Genomic DNA, 21,107 nt, shown 5'->3' on the forward strand with positions numbered 1-21,107 from the left:
ACGAGACGATCGTCGAAATCGCGATGGCTCGCAGTTCTAGAGCATGTCCCGTTTAGATTGAATCGGAACATGCTCTAATAGCCTTTGTTTTCCGCATTTTCCGAGCCGTCAGGTGATTCCACCTGACTTGAAAATGCTCTAGACGAGAGCGCCCTCGATATCGGTCCGGGAGAAATCCTCCCCCACATAGAGCAGCGGGCACCCATGCTCCTTCGCCACCTCGTAAGCGAAGCAGTCTCCGAAATTGAGTGCCGCCGGGTGAACCCCCTTCCCCCATTGCCCATAGGCTTCGGCAATGCGCCTGGCCGAGGCGAGCGTCACGCTGACGACCTCGAACCCAAGTCCGTCGATCAATCGCGCCGCTTCCTCGCCGACATTGCGCCGTCCGGCGACGATCAGCGCCTCGGCGACCGTGCCGGCCGAAATCAGCAGACGATCCCCGGCCTCGAGCACGGCGGCGCAGGCGTCGGCCCTGGGTTCATTCAACAGGATCGCCATCAGCGCGGACGTGTCGACCGCGATCATGCGGGAAGGCCATCGTCACCGTAGAGAAAGTCCTGGCTGCGTGCGGCATCTGGACCCGCTGCGGCCTTCAGGGCGGCAGAAGCACGAACATCGTCGAGCAATGATCTGCGGGATTTCGCGTCGGCGACCTGCTTGACCGGCACCAGCCGCACGGCCGGGTGACCATGACGGGTCAGGATGATCTCGTCGCCTGCTTCCGCCCGCCGCACAAGGTCGGTGAGTTGTCCCTTCGCTTCGGTCACGGAAATCTGCATGGCAATGCCCTTGGTTGCCGATCGTTGATCAGCAAGTTTATTTAGACCATCCAATGGTCCACTTCAACGATCGATCGGCAACGCCCGCGGCAACGTAACGCATGGCTCCGCATCGCAGAGGCTGATATGGTCGTCCGGTGACCAGCAAACCCCACACATATCCGATCGGGATCGATCCCGCCGACATCGACTTCATGGGTCATGTCAATAATGCCAGCTATCTCAAATGGGTACAGGCCGCCGTCATCAGCCATTGGGAACGGCTCGCACCGCCCGACATGGTTGCGTCCCGTCTCTGGGTCGCGCTCAAACACGAGATCACCTATCGCAAGCCAGCCTTCCTCGATGACGAGGTGATCGCCACCGTCCTCCTCGAGCGGGTCGAAGGCGCGCGTGCCTTTTACGAGACGGTGATACGGCGCGGCGAAGAGGTTCTTGCCGAAGTCAAATCGAGCTGGTGCTGCATCGACGCCGCCACCAAGCGTCCTGCGCGGATCGCGCGGGACATGATCGATCGCTTCATCCAGCGGTAAATCAAAGACTGAGAGCCGGGTCATCCGATGGCATCGGATGCTCCTGCCTCGGGCTCTCAGCCCCGTGGCGATCCTTTCTCCGGCGGCAGTGTATCATTGCTGCTTTCGGCGGGCGTGGACGCCGATTGGCCATCATCGGTGGTTGGGGGGCCAACGCCGTTCCATTCGTTACGATGACGCAGCAGGCATCGGCGGTGCGTCGAGTTTGATCTCCATCTGCGCCATCTCGCGCTCGGCCCAGAACAGCCGGCCGCTATATTCCCACGGATTTTCGCAGGCCGCGAAATAGACGATCATCCGCGCCGGCACCGTCATCGGCACCGCGACGCTGTCGTCGAGGCCCCGCTCCTTCACCCGGATCGCGACCAGTTCGGTGGCGACGAGGCCGGGATGCAGGCCGATGATCGCGATGCCCTTGGCGTGGAGTTCTGGCGCCATGCAGTTGCCGAACCGGTCGAGCGCGCGCTTGCTGGCATAATAGCCGGGCACCGCCAGGCTGAAGCCGCCGACCGCATCGAGCTTGGTCGGCTCCTCGGGCAAGCGGAACACCTCGCCGCTGCCGGTCGACAGGTTGATGATCCGCCCCCCGCCACGCCGTTCCATGATCGGTACGACAAGCTGGGTCAGGGTGAAGGGCGCATGGACGTTGACCGCGAACTGATACAGCCACTCGTCGCGGGTCAGGGCGAGGAACGGCTTGCCCCAGATCTCGCCGGTGGTCGCGGCGGCATTGTTGACGAGGATGTCGACCCCGCCGAAGCGCGCGACCGCGGCCTCGACCAGCGCCTTCAGGTCCGCTTCGCTGGCGAGATCGGTGGCCACCGCGATCGCCTGCCCGCCGGCCGCCTCGATCTGCGCCAGCGTCTCGCCGATGGTCCCCGGCAGCGCCGAATCCGCCTCGACGGTGCGCGCCGCCAGCACGACATGGGCGCCGCGCCGGGCGAAATCGAGCGCGGCCTGCTTGCCGACGCCGCGGCTGGCGCCGGTGATGATCACCACCTTGCCTGCCAGATCGGTCTCACGCTGGCGGACCAGCGGCGACACCGCCGCGATGTCGGTGTCCTGCGAAATGCTCATGCCATCCCTCCCTCATCCGTCGCGGACCGAGCGCCGTTCCAGGCGACGACGACCGCGACTCTATTTTATAATGAATAAAATAGTTGGAGATGAGCGAAGATGTCAACCGGGCCCGACGCCCGTCATTCCTTGGCAAGCCCCTTGCGGCTGGTGAAATAGCCCGACGGCAGGTTGAGCGCCGGCTCGATCACCAGGGTTTCGAGCATGTTGGACACGGTCTCGACCGAATATTCGGCCTCTTGCGACAGCCACCATGAGATGATCTCGAAGGTGCCGCTGGCGATGATCCCCGACAGCAGTTCGAACGGGAAACCATGGCCGAGATTGGGGCGATCGCTCGCCAGGTCGCGCCCGCGCCGGATGAATTCGGATCGCATCGCATCGGTCGCGCCGGCGGTGAGCAAGGTCCGCCACAGGCTGCGGCGCTCCATCACATAGACGCACATATTCTCGCCCGGCCGCCAATCGGGCGAGTTGCGTCCTTTCCGGAAGATCGCGAGCAGATCGATGATCTCGTTGCGAGCGATGTCCTGGAACAGCTCTTCCTTGCTGTCATAATGGTTGAAGAAGGTCGGATAGCTCACCCCCGCCTCCGAGGTGATCTCGCGCAGGGTGATCTTCTCGAGTTGCCGCCCCTCGATCAGCCGCAGCAGCGCATTGCGCATCGACTCCTGCGACCGCAGCGACCGCGGATCGCGCTGGCGCGCGGCCTTCGGCAACGCCGGCGGCGTGGTGGCGGGAGACGGACCTTCTGACTTCGACACGGTTATGATATTTCCTCGATGACGGATGGCGCGCACGCTTAGCGACATGGCCGCCGCTATCCACCCATTTCCTGCAGGCCGCCGCCCGAACCCCATGGCCGATGACGGCATTCGATCGGCCGCCGCGCAACGATAGCGGACGATTCGGTCATAACCGCGACGATCCCGGCCGTCACGCCGCCCCTGCCGTCCTTCGCCGTCGCTGCGACGATGCGGTCGGGTGGTCCGCTCAGTCGCTGCCGGCCTGCGCGTGGAGGAAGGCAGCGGCGGCAATATCCTGCACCGGGTGGCCCAGCGACTTGTACAGCGTCACCTCGCGCCCGTCGCGGCGGCCCGCCACCCGGCCGAGCAGCACCTCGCCGATCTCGGCGGCGATATGGCCCTCGTCGACCGCCCCCGCCGCCCGCGCGCGCAGATATTCGGCGGCCTCGACCAGCGCCTGCGCGCGGCTGTCGGCGATGTAGCGGCCGCGCAGCAGCAGATCCTGGTCGATCTCGACCGGCCCCGGCCGGCTCGATCCGACCAGGTTGACATGGGTGCCATCGACGACCCAGCGCGACAGCAGCACCGGCTCGGCGGCGGTGGTGACGGTGCAGATGATGTCGGCGCGCGCCGCAACCTCGGCCGAAGCCTCGGCGACGACATCGAGCCCGGTCGCGGCGCGCAGTTCGGCGGCGAGCGCCGCGGCATGGTCGAACGACCGTCCCCAGATCGTCACCCGCTCGAGCGGGCGGACGCAGGCGATCGCATGGACATGCGCGCGCGCCTGCGCGCCGTTGCCGAACACCGCCAGGGTGCGGGCATCGTCGCGCGCCAGCGCGTCGGTCGCGACCGCGCTGGCGGCGGCGGTCCGCGCCAGGGTGATCGCCTCGGCATCGGCGACGCACAAAGGCCGGCCGCTTTCGCCGTCGAACAGCACCACCAGCCCATGATGCGCCTGGCGTCCCGGGCGCGCCGGATCGCCGAACACCCCGATCAGCTTGGCCCCGAACGCCCCCGTCGCCGACAGCGCAGCCGGCATCACCCCGAACTTGTTGTTGTGCGCGAGTTCGAGCACCGCGCGCGGCGACTGGATCGTCTCGCCGCGCGACAGGCCGATCATCGCCTCGCGGATCAGCGCGATCGTCACCGCCGGGGTCAGCGCCGCATGCACCGCCGCGGCATCGACGAAGGCGATCGCCGGCGCCGTCATCGCCCCGCCTGCTCGGCGCGCATGCGGCGCACCGCGGCGTCGAACATCATCGCGGCGAAGCCGGGCAACGAACCGAGCCGGCGGGCATCGGCCGCGCAGCGGCTGCGCACCGCGTCGTCGAGGATCACGTCGTCGCCACCCGCCGCTCCCGCCGCGCACTGGATCTCGGCGGCCCGCTGAACGGTCCACAGCAGCAGGAAGGTCGCCGGGATGTCGCGCTCGCATACCGCGATGCCATGGTTGCGCAGCACCAGCACATGTGCGTCGCCGAGGCTGGCGATCATCCGTACGCGCTCGTCGTCATAGAGGGTGATCCCCTCGAAATCATGATAGCCGACCCGGCCAAACAGCTGCGCGCCATAGAAATTGTCGTGGCTGATGCCGTCCCGCTTCATCGCCACCGCCGACACCGCATCGCTGTGGGTGTGGGCGACGCAGCCGATATCGGCGCGGGTCGCATGGATCGCGCCGTGCAGCGCGAAACCGGCCGGGTTGGCGCCATGCGCGGACGGCTCGACCAGTTGGCCATCGATGCCGACCCGGATCAGATTGTCGGGGGTGATCTCTTCGTAGAGCAACCCGAACGGGTTGACGAGATAATGATGCTCGGGCCCGGGCAGCCGCGCCGAGATATGGTTGAAGATCATCTCCGACCATCCGAGATGATGGACGAGATGGTAGAAATCGGTGAGCTGGCGGCGCAGCCCCTGTTCGGCTTCGGTCATCTTCATCGTCCACCGCTGTGCCCCGCTTCACGCCGGGCGGCAAGATCGGCGATCCGGCGCTGCGCCTCCGTGATCCGGCAGCTCAGGCCGCCGCGCGCAACTGGACGCCCGCCAGCGCGTCGGCGAGGCGCGGGATAGCGTCGATCTGCAGGCCTGCGATGTTGATCCGTCCCGAATCCGCCATGTAGATGCCGTGGCGCGTGCGCAGGTCGCGGATCGTCGCGACCGGCAGCGGCAGCAGCGCGAACATCCCCTTTTGCCGGCCGAGCGGCGTCAGATCGATCGCGCCGATCCGGCCGAGGCCGGCCAGTGCCGCGCGCACCGACTGGATCCGCCCGCGCATATGGTCGAGTTCTCCGCGCCACGCCGCCGTCAACGCCGTGTCGGCCAGGATCATGCCCACCACCGCCGCGCCGTGGTCGGGCGGCATCGAGTAGGCGGCGCGGGCGATCGCGACCAGATTGCTGTGGACCGTCCGCGCCTGCCCGGCGCTGCGCCCCGCGAAGAACAGGGCACCGACCCGGTCGCGATAGAGGCCGAAATTCTTGTCGCACGAATACGCGATCAGCGCTTCGGGCAGTTCGGCCATGACCAGCCGCAGCGCCGCCAGATCGGCATAGAGCCCGTCGCCGAGCCCATGATAGGCGATGTCGACCAGCGGGATCAGCCCCCGCTCCGCCAGCCTGCCCGCGATCGCCCGCCAGGCGTCGAGGTCGGGATCGATCCCGGTGGGGTTGTGGCAGCAGATCTGCAGCAGCACCGCATCGCCCGGCCGGGCATCGGCGATCGCCGCGAACAGCCGGTCGACATCGACCGCCTGCCCGGCCGGATCGAGGTGCGGATAGCCCATCACCGTCAGCCCGGCACCGCGGAAGATCGGGCCATGATTGGGCCAGTTCGGCGTCCCCAGCCAGATCCGGCGATCGGGTCGCCCGAGCGCGAGCAGTTCGGCCGCCAGCCGCAGCGCACCGGTGCCGCCCGGGGTCTGCAGCCCGCTGATCGCATGCCCGCCCGCGCCGCCGGCATGGCCCGCATCGCCGAAGATCAGATCCTGCAGCCGCGCGACATAGTCGCGGTCGCCATCAGGCCCGAGATAGGATTTGCTCTGCTGGCGCTCGACGAGCCGTGCCTCGGCCTGCTTGACCGCCGCGAACACCGGTGTCCGGCCCTGCTCGTCGCGATAGACGCCGACGCTCAGGTCGATCTTGTCGTGGCGCGGATCGCTGCCGAACAGCTCGATCAGCGACAGCAGCGGATCGGCGGGCTGCGCTTCAAGATGATCGAAGGCCATGGACGCTCCTTGGGGACGGCGGGCTCGGGGCCCTTTCGTCACGTTCTAGCGGTGGTCTCGCGCACATGCTGTGCGTAATGGCAGTGCGGACATCATGATCCGCATGATCCGTGCATCTATCCAGCAGATAGCGATGCTATCGTGCGCCATGTGATCATTCATCCTCGGCGCGCCACGCAAAATCGCGACAGGACGGCATTGTCTTGCGGCCGGTGTCGCCCGGGCATAGCATGGTGCGATACGGATCCAGGGGGACGTGATGGCCGATCGACGGCTCGACAGTTTCGATCGCAAAATATTGATGCACCTGCAGGAACGGGGCGACCTGGGACCCAGCGAACTGAGCGCGCTGGTCAATCTGTCGGCATCGCAATGTTCGCGGCGGCTGCAGCGGCTCAAGGACGAGGGCTATCTCGACCGCATCGTCGCGCTGCTCAACCCCGAACGGCTCAATCTCGGCGTCTCGGCCTATGTCACGATCAAGCTGTCCTCGCACAGCGAGGATGCCGAGCGTCGCTTTCGCGAACGGGTCCAGACCCTGCCCGAGATCGTCTCGTGCGATTATCTGACCGGCGAAACCGACTTCATGCTGCGGGTGTGGACGAAGGACCTCGACAGCTTCAGCCGCTTCCTGTCGACCAAACTCCTCCCCGCCCCCGAGATCGAAACCGCGCGGTCGAGCATCATCCTCTCCAGCCTCAAGAGCACGACGATCCTCAGCCTCGAATATTGCTGAGCGAGAAAGGCTCCGCGGATCGTGCCCGGCGATCCGAAACCAAGGTCGTCACCCGCTACGGCCTATGAAATCTGGCATTTCTCGCATTAGGCTCCCGGACACAAAGATGTTAACCACACATACCTTTGGATGATTTCGGCTTCGACCCGGGCACAATAGGGTCTGCCGGTATCATGTTCGGGCATTTGACCGTCTACGGGGGAAGAACAGGCCATGGGGGAAACACCGTCTCGCCCAATTGACGCCCGGTCCGGACCGTCGTTGCGCCAGGTCGATGCTCTGGACGCCAGCCTGTGAGGATGGGCCCAGGCTCAGCCAGCCATTTCCGCGGCCACGGGCTCGCTTCATCACATCACCATCTATCCCGGGAGACCCGAATGACCGCGCCGCGTAGCTCCGTGCGCCTGGCGGCCTTGTCGGGCCTGCTGGTCGGCCTCGCCGCCCTCCCCGCCTGTAAGAAAGAGGCCCCACCCCCGCCGCCTGCGCCGCATGTGTCGGTTGCGACCCCGCTGGTGCGCGAGGTCGTCGACTGGGACGAATATGTCGGCCGCTTCGTCGCGCCGCAGAGCGTCGACATGCGCGCCCGGGTCACCGGGGTGGTGACGCAGATCCTGTTCCGCAACGGCCAGGACGTCCGCGAGGGCCAGCCCTTGTTCACGATCGACCCGCGCCCGTTCCGCGCGACCCTCGACCGCGCCGAGGCGCAGGTCGCGAGCGCGCGCGCCGCCCAGATCAATGCCCAGGCTGTTTCCGATCGCTCGGCCGGGCTCGTCGCCTCGGGCGCGGTCAGCCGCGAGGAATATCAGGCGCAGCAGGCGACCGCCCGCTCGGCCGCGGCCAGCCTCAAGGCGGCGATCGCCGATGCCGCCAATGCCCGGCTCGACCTGAGCTTCACCACCGTCCGCGCGCCGATCACCGGCCGCATCTCCGATCGCAAGGTATCGATCGGCGATCAGGTCAGCGCCGGCACCACCCAGCTCACCACTTTGGTCTCGCTCGATCCGATCTGGTTCCAGTTCGATGGCGCCGAGAGCTTCTACCTCAAATATCTGCGCGAGGCGCAGAAGGGCCAGCGCGGCTCGTCGCGCTTCGCGCCGAACCCGGTCGACATCCAGCTCTCCGACGAGGTCGGCTACCGTCGCCGCGGCATCATGGCGTTCGTCGACAATGCGCTCGATCCGCAGACCGGGACGATCCGCGCTTATGCGGTCGTCCCCAACCATGACCGCTTCCTGACCCCGGGACTGTTCGGCCGCGCCCGGCTGCTCGGTTCGGGACGCTACAAGGCGCTGCTCGTCCCCGACGAGGCGATCACCGCCGATCAGTCGCGCAAGCTGGTGATGGTGCTCGATCGCGACAACAAGGTCGCCGCCCGGCCGGTCGAAACCGGGCCCGAGGTGATGGGCCTGCGCGCGATCCGCGACGGCATCGCCCCGACCGACCTCGTCGTCCTCGACGGGCTCGCCCAGCTCCAGCCCGGCACCAAGGTCGATCCCAAGCGCATCGTGATCAAGCCGCGACGACCCGATACCTCGCCGACCGCGCCCTCGGTGACGGTGCCGCAGCCGGCCACCGCGACCCCGTCGACCGGCGCCTGAGATGCGTTTCCCGCACTTCTTCATCGATCGCCCGATCTTCGCGGCGGTGCTGTCGATCCTGATCGTGATCATCGGCGCGATCGCCTATCCGACCCTGCCGGTCGGCCAATATCCCGAGATCGCACCGCCCACCGTCACCGTGACGGCGAGCTATCCGGGCGCCACCGCGGAGACGATGGCCGACACCGTCGCGGTGCCGCTCGAGGAACAGATCAACGGCGTCGAGAACATGATCTACATGTCCTCGTCGTCGCTCGGCGACGGCACCGTCACCATCACCGTCAGCTTCAAGCTCGGCACCGACATCAACGAAGCCCAGGTGCTCGTCCAGAACCGCGTATCGGAGGCCGAACCACGCCTGCCCGAGGAGACGCGGCAGATCGGCGTCACCGTTCGCAAGGCCTCGCCCGATATCCTGATGGTGGTCGGCTTCACCTCGCCCGACCATAGTCTCGACCAGCAATATATCTCCAACTATGTCGCGCTCCAGGTCAACGACCGGATCAAGCGGATCGCCGGCGTCGGCGACACCAGGGCGATCGGCGCGCGCCAGTTCGCGATGCGGATCTGGGTCGATCCCGATCTCGCCGCCGCGCGCAACCTGACGATCGACGAGGTCGTCACCGCGATCCGCGGCCAGAATGTCCAGGTCGCGGGCGGTTCGATCGGCGCACCGCCGTTCGGCAACAAGGGCAGCGCGTTCCAGCTCGGCATCCAGACCCTCGGCCGGCTGACCACCCCCGAACAGTTTGGCGGGATCATCATCAAGCGCCGCGCCGATGGCGGCCTCGTCCGCCTGCGCGACGTCGCCCGGATCGAACTCGGCGCGCAGGATTATACCACCAACGCCTTCGTGACGGGTGCGCAGGCGAGCGCGCTGGTGATCACCCAGCTTCCCGGATCGAACGCGCTCGCGACCGCCGCCGCGGTCGAGTCCGCGCTCAAGGAGGCCTCGCGCAGCTTCCCGCCCGGTCTGACCTATTCGATCCCCTATCACCCGACCGACTATATCGCCGAGTCGATCGCCGAGGTGCAGCGCACCCTCTACATCGCGCTCGCGCTGGTCTCGCTGGTAGTGCTGCTGTTCCTGCAGAGCTGGCGCGCGGCGATCATCCCGATCATCGCGATCCCGATCTCGCTGGTCGGCGCGTTCGCGGCGCTCGCCGCCTTCGGCTTCAGCCTCAACAATCTGTCGCTGTTCGGGCTGGTGCTCGCGATCGGCATCGTCGTCGACGACGCGATCGTCGTGATCGAGAATATCGAGCGGTTGATGGCGACCGGCATGTCGCCGCGCGAGGCCGCGCACAAGACCATGGACGAGGTGTCGGGCGCGCTGATCGCGATCATGCTGGTGCTGTCGGGGGTGTTCATCCCGACCGCCTTCATTCCCGGCATTTCGGGCGAATTCTACAAGCAGTTCGCGCTCACCATCGTCTCGGCCACCGTCATCTCGGCCTTCGTCTCGCTGACGCTGTCGCCGGCGCTGGCGGCGCTGCTGCTCAAGCCCGATCACGCCACCGATACCGAAATCCCCGACGGCCCGCGCGGCTGGCCGCGACGTTTCGCCAACGGCTTCAACCACGGCTTCGACCGGCTCTCCGATCGCTATGGCCGGACCACCGGCAAGCTGGTGCGCAAGCTCGCGCTGGTCGGGGTCGCCTATGCAGCGCTGATCCTGCTCGCGGTCTGGCGCTTCTACGCGACCCCGACCGGCTTCATTCCCGCCCAGGACCAGGGTTATCTGATCAGCGCGGTCCATATGCCGCCGGGCACCTCGCTCGAACGCACCAGCGAGGTCGTCGAACAGGCGATCAAGATCGCCCAGAGCGTGCCGGGGGCCTCGAACAGCGTCGCCTTCGCCGGCTTCGACGGCGCCACCTTCACCACCGCGCCCAATGCCGGGGTGGTGTTCGTGCTGATGAAGGAGCGCAAGGAGCGCGGCGCCACCGCCGACGAGTTCGCCGCCAAGCTGCGCAAGGCCTATGGCGCGATCACCGCGGGCAGCATCCTGGTGATCCCGCCCCCGCCGGTCCGCGGCATCGGCACCGGCGGCGGCTGGAAGATGCAGATCGAGGACCACAATGGCGCCGGCTATGCGGCGCTCGCCAACGCGGCGTTCGCGATGATGATGGAGGCGAACAAAGCACCCGGCATCCAGGCGAGCTACACCACCTTCGACGTCCACACTCCGCGCCTCTACGCCGATGTCGACCGCGAGCGCGCCGAGCAGATCGGCGTGCCCGTCGCCAACGTCTTCTCGACGCTCGGCACCTATATCGGGTCGAGCTATATCAACGACTTCAACTATCTCGGCCGCACCTGGCGGGTGACCGCGCAGGCCGATGCCCCCTTCCGCCAGCAGACCTCGGATATCGAGCGGCTGCGAACCCGGTCGGACAATGGCGGGATGGTGCCGCTCGGCGCGGTGATGACGCTCAAGAACGATGCCGGCCCCTACCGGGTGGTCCGATACAATCTCTATCCGTCGGCCGAACTGCTCGGCGACACCCAGCGCGGTTTCTCGTCGGGCCAGTCGCTGCGGACGATGGCGGACCTCGCCCATCGCATCCTGCCCAAGGGGATGACCTTCGAATGGACCGACCTCGCCTATCAGCAGGAACAGGCGGGCAATACCGGCATCTATGTGTTCGCGCTGGCGGTGCTGTTCGTCTTCCTGCTGCTCGCCGCGCAATATGAAAGCCTGATCCTGCCGCTGGCGGTGATCCTGATCGTGCCGATGTGCCTGCTCGCCGCGGTGCTCGGCGTGAACGTGATGAACATGGACAACAATGTCCTGACCCAGATCGGGCTGGTGGTGCTGGTCGGGCTCGCCGCCAAGAACGCGATCCTGATCGTCGAGTTCGCCCGGCAGGGTGAAGAGGAAGGCCTGTCCCCGCGCGAGGCCGCGACCCAGGCCGCCAGCCAGCGGCTGCGGCCGATCCTGATGACCTCGATCGCGTTCATCCTCGGCGTGCTGCCGCTGGTGATCTCGAACGGGCCAGGATCGGAGATGCGCAAGGCGCTGGGCGTCGCGGTGTTCTTCGGGATGATCGGCGTGACCCTGTTCGGCCTGCTGTTCACCCCGAGCTTCTACGTGATCTCGCGCAAATTGGGCGATCGCATCGCGACATGGCGAGCGAGCAGGAAGAAGAGCGACGAACCCGATCCCGAACCCGCGCTCGACGGGAGCGCGTCATGACCGCCGCGCGCCGCACGGCCATGGTTGCGCTGCCGCTGCTGCTCGCCGGCTGCGCGGTCGGCCCGAACTATGTCGCCCCCAAGGCGCCGGCCGGCGCCGAGGCCGGCTTCGTCGAGGGCAAGGCGACGCCGATGGTCTCGACCGCCGCGATCGCGCCCGACTGGTGGCGGATGTTCGACGATCCGCTTCTCGACGGGCTGATCGCCGACGCCTTCGCCCATAACACCGACGTCCGCCAGGCGGTCGCCAGCCTCAAGGAGGCGCGCGCGGTGCTGAGCGAGGAGCGCAGCGCGCTGCTGCCGACCACCAACGTCTCGGGCAGCTATTCGCGCCGCCGTATCGGCACCGACAGCGTTGCCGCCAGCGGCGCGACCGCGGGCGGCGGCACGGCCGGCGGTCCCAGCCATTATGATCTCAACTTTTATCAGGCGGGGTTCGACGCGAGCTACGAGGTCGATCTGTTCGGCCGCGTGTCGCGATCGATCGAAGCCGCGAAGGGCGATGCCCAGGCCGCCGCCGCCGCACTCGACGGCGTGCGGATCTCGGTCGCCGCCGAGGTCGCGCGCAGCTATGCCGATGCCTGCGGCTTCGCCGCCCAGGCCGATGTCGCCCGCGAGACCGCCCGGCTCCAGGGCGACACCCAAGGATTGACGAAAAGGCTGCTCGACGCCGGCCGCGGCACCCAGCGCGACCTCGACCAGGCGACGATCCTGCTCGAACAGGCCAACGCCCAGATCCCGCAATATGATGCCGAACGCCGCGCCCAGCTCTATGCACTCGCCGCGCTGACCGGGCGTACCCCCGGCCAGATCGACACCGCGGTCGCGCAGTGCCGGATCGTCCCCAAGGTGAAGACCGTCATCCCGGCCGGCGACGGCGCCGCGCTGCTCGCCCGCCGGCCCGATGTCCGCCGCGCCGAACGCACCCTCGCCGCCGACACCGCACGGATCGGCATCGCCACCGCGTCGCTGTTCCCGCAGATCAGCCTGCTCGGTTCGGCGACGCTCGGGTCGAGCAAGGCGAGCCATATCGGCGAAGGACGGTCGTTCAGCTTCTCGGCCGGCCCTCTGCTGTCGTGGAGCTTCCCCAACATCGCCGCCGCCCGCGCGCAGATCCGCCAGGCCCGTGCCGGCGCCGAAGGGTCGCTCGCGGCGTTCGACGGCACGATCCTGACCGCGCTCAAGGAGACCGAGCAGGCGCTCGCCCGCTATGCCGGCGCGCTCGACAGCAATGCCGCGCTGGCACGGGCAAGCGCCGCAGCCGACGGTGCCGCCCGGCTGTCGCGCACCCGCTACGACACGGGCCGCGACAGCTTCCTCAACCTGCTCGTCGCCGACCAGAACCGCGCCGACGCCCACCAGGCGCTCGCCCAGTCCGACGTCGCGGTCGCCGAAGCGCAGATCGCCCTGTTCAAGGCGCTGGGCGGCGGCTGGGAGAATGCGCCCGCGCCGGTCGCCACGGCGAAACCGTGAGGCCCGTCGCTCGAACCGCAACATAGCGCGCCTATTCGACATTCACCGCAAAAGGAGAAGGCTATCATGAAGATCAATCGCAAGGCTTCGGCCGCCTGGCAGGGCGGCCTCAAGGACGGCATCGGTTCGCTCAGTACCGAAAGCGGCGCGCTCGACGCCTATCCTTATGGCTTCGCCAGCCGTTTCGAGGGCAAGAAGGGCTCGAACCCCGAGGAACTGCTCGGCGCGGCGCATGCCGGTTGCTTCACCATGGCGATGTCGCTCGCGCTCGAACAGGCCGGCCTGCGCGCCGACAAGATGGACACCAGCGCGGTGGTGACGCTCGAGCAGGATGGCGATGGCTTCTCGATCACCCATGTCGCGCTGAGCCTCGAAGCGTCGATCCCCGGCCTCGACGACGATCAGTTCCAGCAGATCGCGGTCGCGGTGAAGGCGGCCTGCCCGATCTCGAAGGTCATCAAGGCCGAGATTTCGCTCGAAGCCAAGCTCGTCTGATCCAGCGAACCGGCGCCGGCAGATGATCCGCCAGCACCATCGACGGGAGACGCGCTCACTGCATGGCAGCGAGGAGCGCGTCGACCTCGATCTCGGCGAAGGCGGCATAATTGTCGGCAACCCCATAAGGCAGCAACAGGGTGCGGTCCTGCACCAGCCCGCCGCAGCTATAGACGACATTGGGCACATAGCCGTCGCGCGCGGACGGGCTCGGATGGATCATCGGCCGCGGCAGCCGGGCGAGCAGCCTGGTCGGATCCTGCTTGTCGAGCAGGCAGGCACCGATGCAATAGCTGCGGACCATGCCGACGCCATGGGTCAGCACCAGCCATCCCTCGTCGATCTCGATCGGCGATCCGCAATTGCCCATCTGGATCGACTCCCACGGCCACAGCGGGGCGACGATCTTCGTGCCGTTTTCCCAATGGGTGAGATCGTCCGAGGTCTGGAACCAGATATTCTCGTTGTCCTGGCGGCCGAGCATCGCATAGCGCTCGTCGAGGCGGCGCGGGAACAGCGCCATGCCCTTGCTGTCGGCGACCGGACCGCGCAGCGGCCGCATCGTGAAACTGTGGAAATCCCTGGTCTCGAGCAGTTCGGACCGCGCCACGGCGCCGCTGAACGCGGTGAACGTACCATAATAGCGGACCGCGCCATCCTCCTCGACGAAGCGCACCAACCGCACATCCTCGATCCCCTGGCGCTGGCGCGGCACCATCGGAAACAGCACGGTTTCGGAGACGTCGCGGCTGCCGTCGCACATCAGGTGGATCACCGAATCGTCGGTCAGCGTCTCGGGTTGGTCGACCCGCGGCGGCACCGCCTGGTCGCTGGGCGCATCGATCGCGAAGCCGGTCTCGGCCGACCAGATGCCGGTGCGGAAGGTCACCGACGAGACATGGCCCTCGCCGATCCCGCGCAGCGACATCACGAACCGGATCGCACCCGGCGCCACGCCCGTCTGGTCGGGATGCGCGACGAGACTCGGATTGAACAGGGCCGCCGCCTCGAACGAATATTCCTCGCTGAAATAGGCGCCGATCAACAGCGCATGGTCGCGGGTCAGCGTCGCGCGATCGACCGACAGTCCCTTGATCTCGTCGAACCGGCGCAGCAGCAGATCGTCGATATTGCGGTGCCGGTTGGCCAGCGCCGCCTCCAGCCGTGCCAGCGACGTCGCCAGCTGCGTCTCGTCGAATGCCAGCACCCGGTCGACGATCCGCTGCGCCCGCGGATGATCGGCGACCGCGAACGCCGCCGGATCGTCGGGCGCGAACGGCCGGATCACGGTACGCGACGGATCGGGGCGAAGGATGAGGTCGGAATAGGTCGCAATATAGGATGGAGCGGTCATGATCTCTCTTCGCTGGCCGGTGTCGACACCGCCGCCAACGCGCCACGCGCGGTTTCGGGCCGTACCGGTTTTCTCAAATATCCGCCGTCACCCGGGACGTGTCCCATGAGCGCTGACATACCCCGTCATCCCGGATTTAATCCGGGATCTCCCTTCTTGTGCCGCGGGGAGAAGGCACAGAGATTCCGGGTCGAGCCCGGAATGACGGAGGAAGATAAGGCCCTTAACCCATGACCATCGCCGAGGATAAACGCGCCGCCGCCGAAGCCGCGGTCGCCGAGGTCGAGGCCGGCATGCTGGTCGGTCTCGGCAGCGGCAGCACCGTCGCCTTCGCGATCGCCGCGCTCGGCCGCCGCGTCGCCGAAGGATTGCTGATCGACGCGGTCTCGACCTCGCTCGCGACCGAACGCGCCGCGCGGGCGGCCGGCATCCCGGTCCGCGATTTCGCCGATGTCGCGGCGATCGATCTTGCGATCGACGGCGTCGACGAGATCGATCCACGCTTCCGCGCGATCAAGGGCGCCGGCGGCGCGCTGCTGCGCGAGAAGATCGTCGCCGCCGCCGCGCACCGCATGATCGCGATCGCCGATGCCTCGAAGCCGGTCGCGCAGCTCGGGCACGCGGCGCTGCCGGTCGAGATCCTGCCCTTCGCGCGCGGTTTCGTCGAGGCCAGGGTCCGCGCGCTCGGCGGAGTTCCGATGCTGCGGCGCGATGCCGCCGGCCGGCCCTTCGCGACCGACCAGGACAACCAGATCCTCGACTGCGCCTTCGGCCCGATCGCCGATCCCGAAGGCCTCGCCACCATGATCGCGGCAATCCCCGGGATGCTCGGCCATGGGCTGTTTCTCGCCGAAATCGATGTGCTGATCGTCGCCGACAACGGGCGGGTGGAACGACGCGTCAAACCGCCCGACGGATGAGACGATATATTTTATCGCCGGCAGCCTTTGCGCCGCTGGATCGTTGCACCGCCACAATCATCACCGGGATCCCATCATGACCGAACCCACCGCCACCAGCGCCGTCCATGAGGATGGATCGGCGGATCGCCTCGCCATCGACACGATCCGCACCCTCGCGATCGACGCGGTCGAGAAAGCCAATTCGGGCCATCCCGGCACGCCGATGGCGCTGGCCCCGGTCGGCTATACGCTGTGGCGCGACTATCTGCGGACCGATCCCGCCGCCGCCGACTGGCCCAACCGCGACCGTTTCGTGCTGTCGGTCGGCCATGCCTCGATGCTGCTCTATGCGCTGATCCATCTCGCCGGGATCGAGGAGATCGACGCCGACGGCCGCAAGACCGGCCTGCCCGCGGTCGGCCTCGACGACATCAAACAATTCCGCCAGCTCGGATCGAAGACCCCGGGCCATCCCGAATATCGCATGACCACCGGGGTCGAGACCACCACCGGCCCGCTCGGCCAGGGCTGCGGCAATTCGGTCGGCATGGCGGTCGCAGAGCGCGCGCTCGCCGCGCGCTACAACCGCGACGGCTTCACCCTGTTCGATCACGACATCTATGTGCTGTGCGGCGACGGCGACATGATGGAGGGGATTTCGGGCGAAGCCGCATCGGTCGCCGGCCATCTCGCGCTGTCGAACCTCTGCTGGATCTACGACAGCAACCATATCAGCATCGAGGGATCGACCGAGCTCGCCTTCACCGAGGATGTCGGCAAGCGCTTCGAAGGCTATGGCTGGAACGTCATCCATGTCGACGACGCCAATGACACCAAAGCGGTCGCCGCCGCGCTCGACAGCTTCCGCGCCACCGACGATCGCCCGACCTTCATCGTCGTCCATTCGGTGATCGGCTATGGCAGTCCGCGCGCGGGCAGCGAGAAGGCGCATGGCGAGGCGCTCGGCGCCGACAATGTCAAGGCGACCAAGAAGGCCTATGGCTGGCCCGAGGACGCTCAGTTCCTCGTCCCCGACGGCGTCGCCGAGGGGTTCAACGCGGCGATCTCCGCGCGCGGCAAGGCTGCCCGCGAGGCCTGGGAGGCGCTGTTCGCCCGCTACGAAGCCGCCTTCCCCACCGAGGCCGCCGAATTCACGCTGCTGCGTCAGGGCAAGCTGGCCGAAGGCTGGGATGCCGACATCCCCAGCTTCCCGGCCGACGCCAAGGGGATCGCCTCGCGCGATGCCGGCGGCAAGGTGATCAACGCGATCGCGCCGCATGTGCCGATGCTGATCGGCGGCGCCGCCGACCTGTCGCCATCGACCAAGACCAACCTGACCTTTCCCGGCGCCGGATCGTTCGAACCCGGCGACTATAGCGGTCGCAACATGCATTTCGGGGTGCGCGAACATGCGATGGGCGCGATCGCCAACGGCATGGCGCTCAGCTATCTGCGCTCCTACACCGGCACCTTCCTGGTGTTCGCCGACTATATGCGCGCGCCGATCCGCCTTGCCGCGATCATGGAGATCCCGGTCGTCTTCGTCTTCACCCATGACAGCATCGGCGTCGGCGAGGACGGCCCGACCCACCAGCCGATCGAGCATCTGGCGACATTGCGCGCGATCCCCGGGCTCGACACGATCCGCCCCGGCGACGCCAACGAGGTCGCCGCCGCCTGGAAGGTCGCGCTGAGCCACACCCACGAACCGACCGCTTTGATCCTGTCGCGCCAGGCGCTGCCGACGATCGACCGCAGCAGATATGCGTCGGCCGACGGCCTCGAAAAGGGCGCTTATGTCCTCGCCGACGCCGCGGACGGCGATCCCGAGATCATCCTGATGGCGACCGGCAGCGAGGTCTCGCTGGTCGTCGCCGCGCATGAGCAGCTCGCCGCCGGCGGGATCAAGGCGCGGGTGGTATCGATGCCGAGCTGGTATCTGTTCGAAAAGCAGGATGCCGCCTATCGAAACAGCGTCTTCCCGCCGTCGGTCGGCGCGCGGCTCGCGGTCGAGCAGGCCGGGTCGCTCGGCTGGGACCGCTATGTCGGTTTCGAGGGCGCGACGATCACCATGTCGACCTTCGGCGCCTCGGCACCGCTCGCCAAATTGCAGGAAAAGTTCGGCTTCACCCTCGACAATGTCGTCAAGGTTGCGCGCGAACTCCTTGGAAAGTAGAAATAATGTCAAGCAAGCTGCAGCAGCTCAACGCCGCCGGCCAGGCCGTCTGGCTCGATTTCGTCGACCGCAAATTCCTCGCCGATGGCGGCCTCAAAAAGCTCGTCGCCGAGGACGCGCTGACCGGGGTCACCTCCAACCCGTCGATCTTCGAGAAGGCAATGGGGTCGGGCGACGCCTATGATGCCGGGTTCGCCGCCTTCCTGTCGAAGGGCGATGCGAGCGTCACCGACACCTATGAGGCGCAGGCGATCGCCGACATCCAGGCCGCCGCCGACGATCTGCGGCCGGTCTATGATCGGCTCGACGGCCGCGACGGCTATGTCAGTCTCGAGGTCTCGCCCTATCTCGCCAACGACACCGAGGCGACGATCGCCGAGGCGCGGCGGCTATGGGCGGCGGTCGACCGGCCCAATCTGATGGTCAAGGTGCCGGGCACCGCGGCCGGCGTGCCCGCGATCCGTCAGCTCATCGCCGACGGGCTCAACATCAACGTCACCCTGCTCTTTTCGCTCGACGCCTATAAGGCGGTCGCCGAGGCCTATGTCGCCGGGCTCGAGGCGCGGCTGAGCGCGGGGCAGCCGGTCGACCGGATCGCCAGCGTCGCCAGCTTCTTCGTCAGCCGGATCGACGCCCAGATCGACAAGGCGATCGACGATCGGATCGCCGCGGGCGACGCCCATGCCGACGATCTCAAGGCGATCCGCGGCAAGGTCGCGATCGCCAATGCCAAGCTCGCTTATGTCCATTATGAAGAACTGATCGCGACCAAGCGCTGGCTGGCGATCGAGGCGAAGGGGGCGATGCCGCAGCGGCTGCTCTGGGCCTCGACCGGCACCAAGGATCCGGCCTACCCCGACACGCTCTATGTCGACAGCCTGATCGGCCCCGACACCGTCAACACCATGCCGCCCAAGACGATGGACGCGTTTCGCGACCATGGCACGGTGCGCGAGACCCTGACCGAGGATATCGCCGGCGCCCGCCATGTCCTTGCCGAAGCGCACCAGCTCGGCCTCCATCTCGGCGATGTGACCACGAAGCTGGTGACCGCCGGGGTGACGTTGTTCGCCGATGCCGCCGACACGCTGCTCGGCGCGGTCGCGGGCAAGCGCGCCGCCTTTCTCGGCGACCGGCTCGACGCTATGACCGCCACCCTGCCCGCCGCGCTCGCCGACGCGGTCGACGCAAGGCTCGAAGCCGCCCGCGCCGCCGGCTGGTCGCGCCGCCTGTGGGCCGGCGACGCGAGCCTGTGGACCGGCAAGGATGAGGCGAAATGGCTCGGCTGGCTCGCCGCAGCCGAAGGCAAGCAGGTCGATATCGCCGCGCTCACAGCGCTCGCCGAAGAGGCGAAGGCCTATCCCGACGCGGTGCTGCTCGGCATGGGCGGATCGAGCCTCGGCCCCGAGGTGCTGTCGCTGATCCTCGGTAGCCGCGCCGGCAGCCCCAGGCTCCACGTCCTCGACACCACCGACCCAGGCCAGATCGCCAGCGTCGCCGCCGTCATCGATCCGGGGAAGACCCTGTTCATCGTCTCGTCCAAATCGGGATCGACGATGGAGCCCGAACTGCTGCGGTCGTTCTTCTTCGACAAGGCCGGCGGCGAGGGCGGCCATTTCGTCGCGGTCACCGATCCCGGATCGAAGCTCGAAAAGACCGCGCAGACCGATGGCTTCGCGCATATCGTCCCGGGCGATCCGGCGATCGGCGGGCGCTATTCGGTGCTGTCGGCCTTCGGGATGGTGCCCGCGGCGGTGATCGGGATCGACGTCGCCGCCTTCTACGACGCGACCGCGCCGATGGTCTTCGCATGCGGCGCCGACGTGCCGCCCGCCGCCAACCCCGGCATCCGGCTCGGCGCGATCCTCGGCGAGGCCGCGCTCGCCGGCCGCGACAAGCTGACGATCACCGCCTCCCCCGGCCTCGCGCCGTTCGGGGCGTGGCTCGAACAGCTTATCGCTGAATCCACCGGCAAGCAGGGCAAGGGCATCGTACCGGTCGATCTCGAACCGCTCGGCGCGCCCGAGGCCTATGGCACCGACCGGGTCTTCGTCCATCTCCACCTGGCCGGCGATCCGGAAGAAGCCGGCCTGCAGGCGCTCGCCGGCGCCGGCCATCCGCTGGTGCGGATCGACCTCGCGTCGCCCGAGCGGATCGGGCAGGAATTTTTCCGCTGGGAGATCGCGACCGCGGTGGCGGGCGCGGTGATCGGCATCGATCCGTTCGACCAGCCCGACGTCGAGGACGCCAAGATCGCCACCCGCAAGCTCGTCGACGCCTATGAGGCATCGGGCGCGCTCGATCCCGAGACGCCGCTGTTCGCCGACGACAAGCTCGCGATCTTCGCCCCCGGCGACCCCGAATTCGCGTCCTCCGACCCTGCCGCGCTCCTCGCGGCGCGCTTCGCGAGCCTCGAGGCGGGCGACTATCTCGGCCTTCTCGCCTATCTCGAACGCAACGCCGATCATGAGGCGGCGATCGCGCGGATCCGCACCGCGATCCGCGACGCGAAGGCGGTCGCGACCGTCGCCGGCTTCGGCCCGCGCTTCCTCCACTCGACCGGCCAGGCCTATAAGGGCGGCCCGGCGACCGGGGTCTTCATCGAGATCACCCGCGCCCCCGATCCCGACCTCGCCATTCCCGGCCACCGCGCCAGCTTCGGCACGGTGCAACTGGCGCAGGCGCGCGGCGACCTCGACGTGCTCGCCTCGCGCGGCCAGCGGGTGCTGCGCGTCCATCTCAAGGATGGCGATCTCGGCCATCTCGAAACCCTGATCGCAACCGCTCTCAAAGCTTGATTTCCGGAGAATATCG

At 67.5% G+C, this 21,107-nt stretch carries 17 protein-coding genes; 9 read left to right on the top strand and 8 right to left on the bottom strand.

Annotation, left to right across the window (positions count from 1 at the left end; translation table 11 throughout):
- Window positions 1-138 precede the first annotated feature (138 nt).
- Together AC1RM6_RS27710 and AC1RM6_RS27715 are read right to left on the bottom strand one after the other, a co-directional pair.
- Complete coding sequence (locus AC1RM6_RS27710) at window positions 139-525, bottom strand: type II toxin-antitoxin system VapC family toxin (protein ID WP_493107377.1); 387 nt, start codon at window positions 523-525, stop codon at window positions 139-141.
- Window positions 522-779: a type II toxin-antitoxin system Phd/YefM family antitoxin gene (locus tag AC1RM6_RS27715; protein WP_493107378.1), complete on the bottom strand. Its 258-nt coding sequence runs from the start codon at window positions 777-779 to the stop codon at window positions 522-524. Before AC1RM6_RS27715 ends, AC1RM6_RS27710 begins: the two co-directional genes overlap by 4 nt.
- 137 nt (window positions 780-916) lie before the next feature.
- On the opposite strand from AC1RM6_RS27715, the gene AC1RM6_RS27720 reads away from it, so the two are divergent.
- Window positions 917-1,312 (top strand): acyl-CoA thioesterase, encoded by a 396-nt coding sequence (locus AC1RM6_RS27720; protein ID WP_493107380.1) that lies wholly within the window; start codon window positions 917-919, stop codon window positions 1,310-1,312.
- A 168-nt stretch (window positions 1,313-1,480) separates the two neighbouring features.
- On the opposite strand, the gene AC1RM6_RS27725 is transcribed toward AC1RM6_RS27720, so the two are convergent.
- The 5 genes from AC1RM6_RS27725 to AC1RM6_RS27745 all read right to left on the bottom strand — a co-directional run bounded on the left by AC1RM6_RS27725 (window position 1,481) and on the right by AC1RM6_RS27745 (window position 6,361).
- Entirely contained in the window at window positions 1,481-2,389 is a 909-nt protein-coding gene (locus tag AC1RM6_RS27725; RefSeq protein WP_493107382.1) for an SDR family NAD(P)-dependent oxidoreductase, read from the bottom strand.
- A 122-nt stretch (window positions 2,390-2,511) separates the two neighbouring features.
- On the bottom strand, window positions 2,512-3,153 hold the full coding sequence (locus tag AC1RM6_RS27730; protein ID WP_493107384.1) for a TetR/AcrR family transcriptional regulator: 642 nt from the start codon (window positions 3,151-3,153) through the stop codon (window positions 2,512-2,514).
- A 229-nt stretch (window positions 3,154-3,382) separates the two neighbouring features.
- Window positions 3,383-4,345, bottom strand: coding sequence for an ornithine cyclodeaminase family protein (locus AC1RM6_RS27735; RefSeq protein ID WP_493107386.1), 963 nt, complete (start codon window positions 4,343-4,345; stop codon window positions 3,383-3,385).
- Window positions 4,342-5,076: a class II aldolase/adducin family protein gene (locus AC1RM6_RS27740; RefSeq protein WP_493107388.1), complete on the bottom strand. Its 735-nt coding sequence runs from the start codon at window positions 5,074-5,076 to the stop codon at window positions 4,342-4,344. Before AC1RM6_RS27740 ends, AC1RM6_RS27735 begins: the two co-directional genes overlap by 4 nt.
- A 76-nt stretch (window positions 5,077-5,152) precedes the next feature.
- Entirely contained in the window at window positions 5,153-6,361 is a 1,209-nt protein-coding gene (locus AC1RM6_RS27745) for an aromatic amino acid transaminase (protein ID WP_493107389.1), read from the bottom strand.
- 259 nt (window positions 6,362-6,620) lie between these two features.
- Here AC1RM6_RS27745 and AC1RM6_RS27750 point away from each other — a divergent pair, with 259 nt between their 5' ends.
- The 5 genes from AC1RM6_RS27750 (at window position 6,621) to AC1RM6_RS27770 (ending at window position 13,861) form a co-directional block, all read left to right on the top strand.
- The gene (locus AC1RM6_RS27750; RefSeq protein ID WP_493107391.1) at window positions 6,621-7,097 is read left to right on the top strand and encodes an Lrp/AsnC family transcriptional regulator; all 477 of its coding nucleotides are present in this window, start codon (window positions 6,621-6,623) and stop codon (window positions 7,095-7,097) included.
- 377 nt (window positions 7,098-7,474) lie between these two features.
- Entirely contained in the window at window positions 7,475-8,695 is a 1,221-nt protein-coding gene (locus tag AC1RM6_RS27755) for an efflux RND transporter periplasmic adaptor subunit (RefSeq protein WP_493107393.1), read from the top strand.
- A 1-nt stretch (window position 8,696) separates the two neighbouring features.
- Window positions 8,697-11,894: an efflux RND transporter permease subunit gene (locus AC1RM6_RS27760; RefSeq protein ID WP_493107395.1), complete on the top strand. Its 3,198-nt coding sequence runs from the start codon at window positions 8,697-8,699 to the stop codon at window positions 11,892-11,894.
- A complete protein-coding gene (locus AC1RM6_RS27765) occupies window positions 11,891-13,366 on the top strand; it encodes an efflux transporter outer membrane subunit (protein ID WP_493107397.1) in 1,476 nt (491 codons plus the stop codon). The genes AC1RM6_RS27760 and AC1RM6_RS27765 overlap by 4 nt, the downstream gene beginning before the upstream one ends.
- A 66-nt stretch (window positions 13,367-13,432) precedes the next feature.
- Complete coding sequence (locus AC1RM6_RS27770) at window positions 13,433-13,861, top strand: OsmC family protein (RefSeq protein ID WP_493107399.1); 429 nt, start codon at window positions 13,433-13,435, stop codon at window positions 13,859-13,861.
- Window positions 13,862-13,916: 55 nt separating this feature from the next.
- Here the strand turns inward: AC1RM6_RS27770 and AC1RM6_RS27775 are convergent, their stop codons facing one another.
- The gene (locus AC1RM6_RS27775) at window positions 13,917-15,215 is read right to left on the bottom strand and encodes a glycoside hydrolase family 130 protein (protein ID WP_493107401.1); all 1,299 of its coding nucleotides are present in this window, start codon (window positions 15,213-15,215) and stop codon (window positions 13,917-13,919) included.
- 230 nt (window positions 15,216-15,445) lie between these two features.
- On the opposite strand from AC1RM6_RS27775, the gene rpiA reads away from it, so the two are divergent.
- The 3 genes from rpiA (at window position 15,446) to AC1RM6_RS27790 (ending at window position 21,091) form a co-directional block, all read left to right on the top strand.
- Entirely contained in the window at window positions 15,446-16,135 is a 690-nt protein-coding gene (rpiA, locus tag AC1RM6_RS27780; protein ID WP_493107403.1) for a ribose-5-phosphate isomerase RpiA, read from the top strand.
- 76 nt (window positions 16,136-16,211) lie between these two features.
- Complete coding sequence (tkt, locus tag AC1RM6_RS27785) at window positions 16,212-18,293, top strand: transketolase (protein WP_493107405.1); 2,082 nt, start codon at window positions 16,212-16,214, stop codon at window positions 18,291-18,293.
- Window positions 18,294-18,298: 5 nt separating this feature from the next.
- Window positions 18,299-21,091, top strand: a complete 2,793-nt coding sequence (locus tag AC1RM6_RS27790; RefSeq protein ID WP_493107407.1) for a bifunctional transaldolase/phosoglucose isomerase — start codon at window positions 18,299-18,301, stop codon at window positions 21,089-21,091.
- Window positions 21,092-21,107: the final 16 nt, after the last annotated feature.

It is taken from the genome of Rhizorhabdus sp. GW822-FHT03C02 (assembly GCF_058801765.1).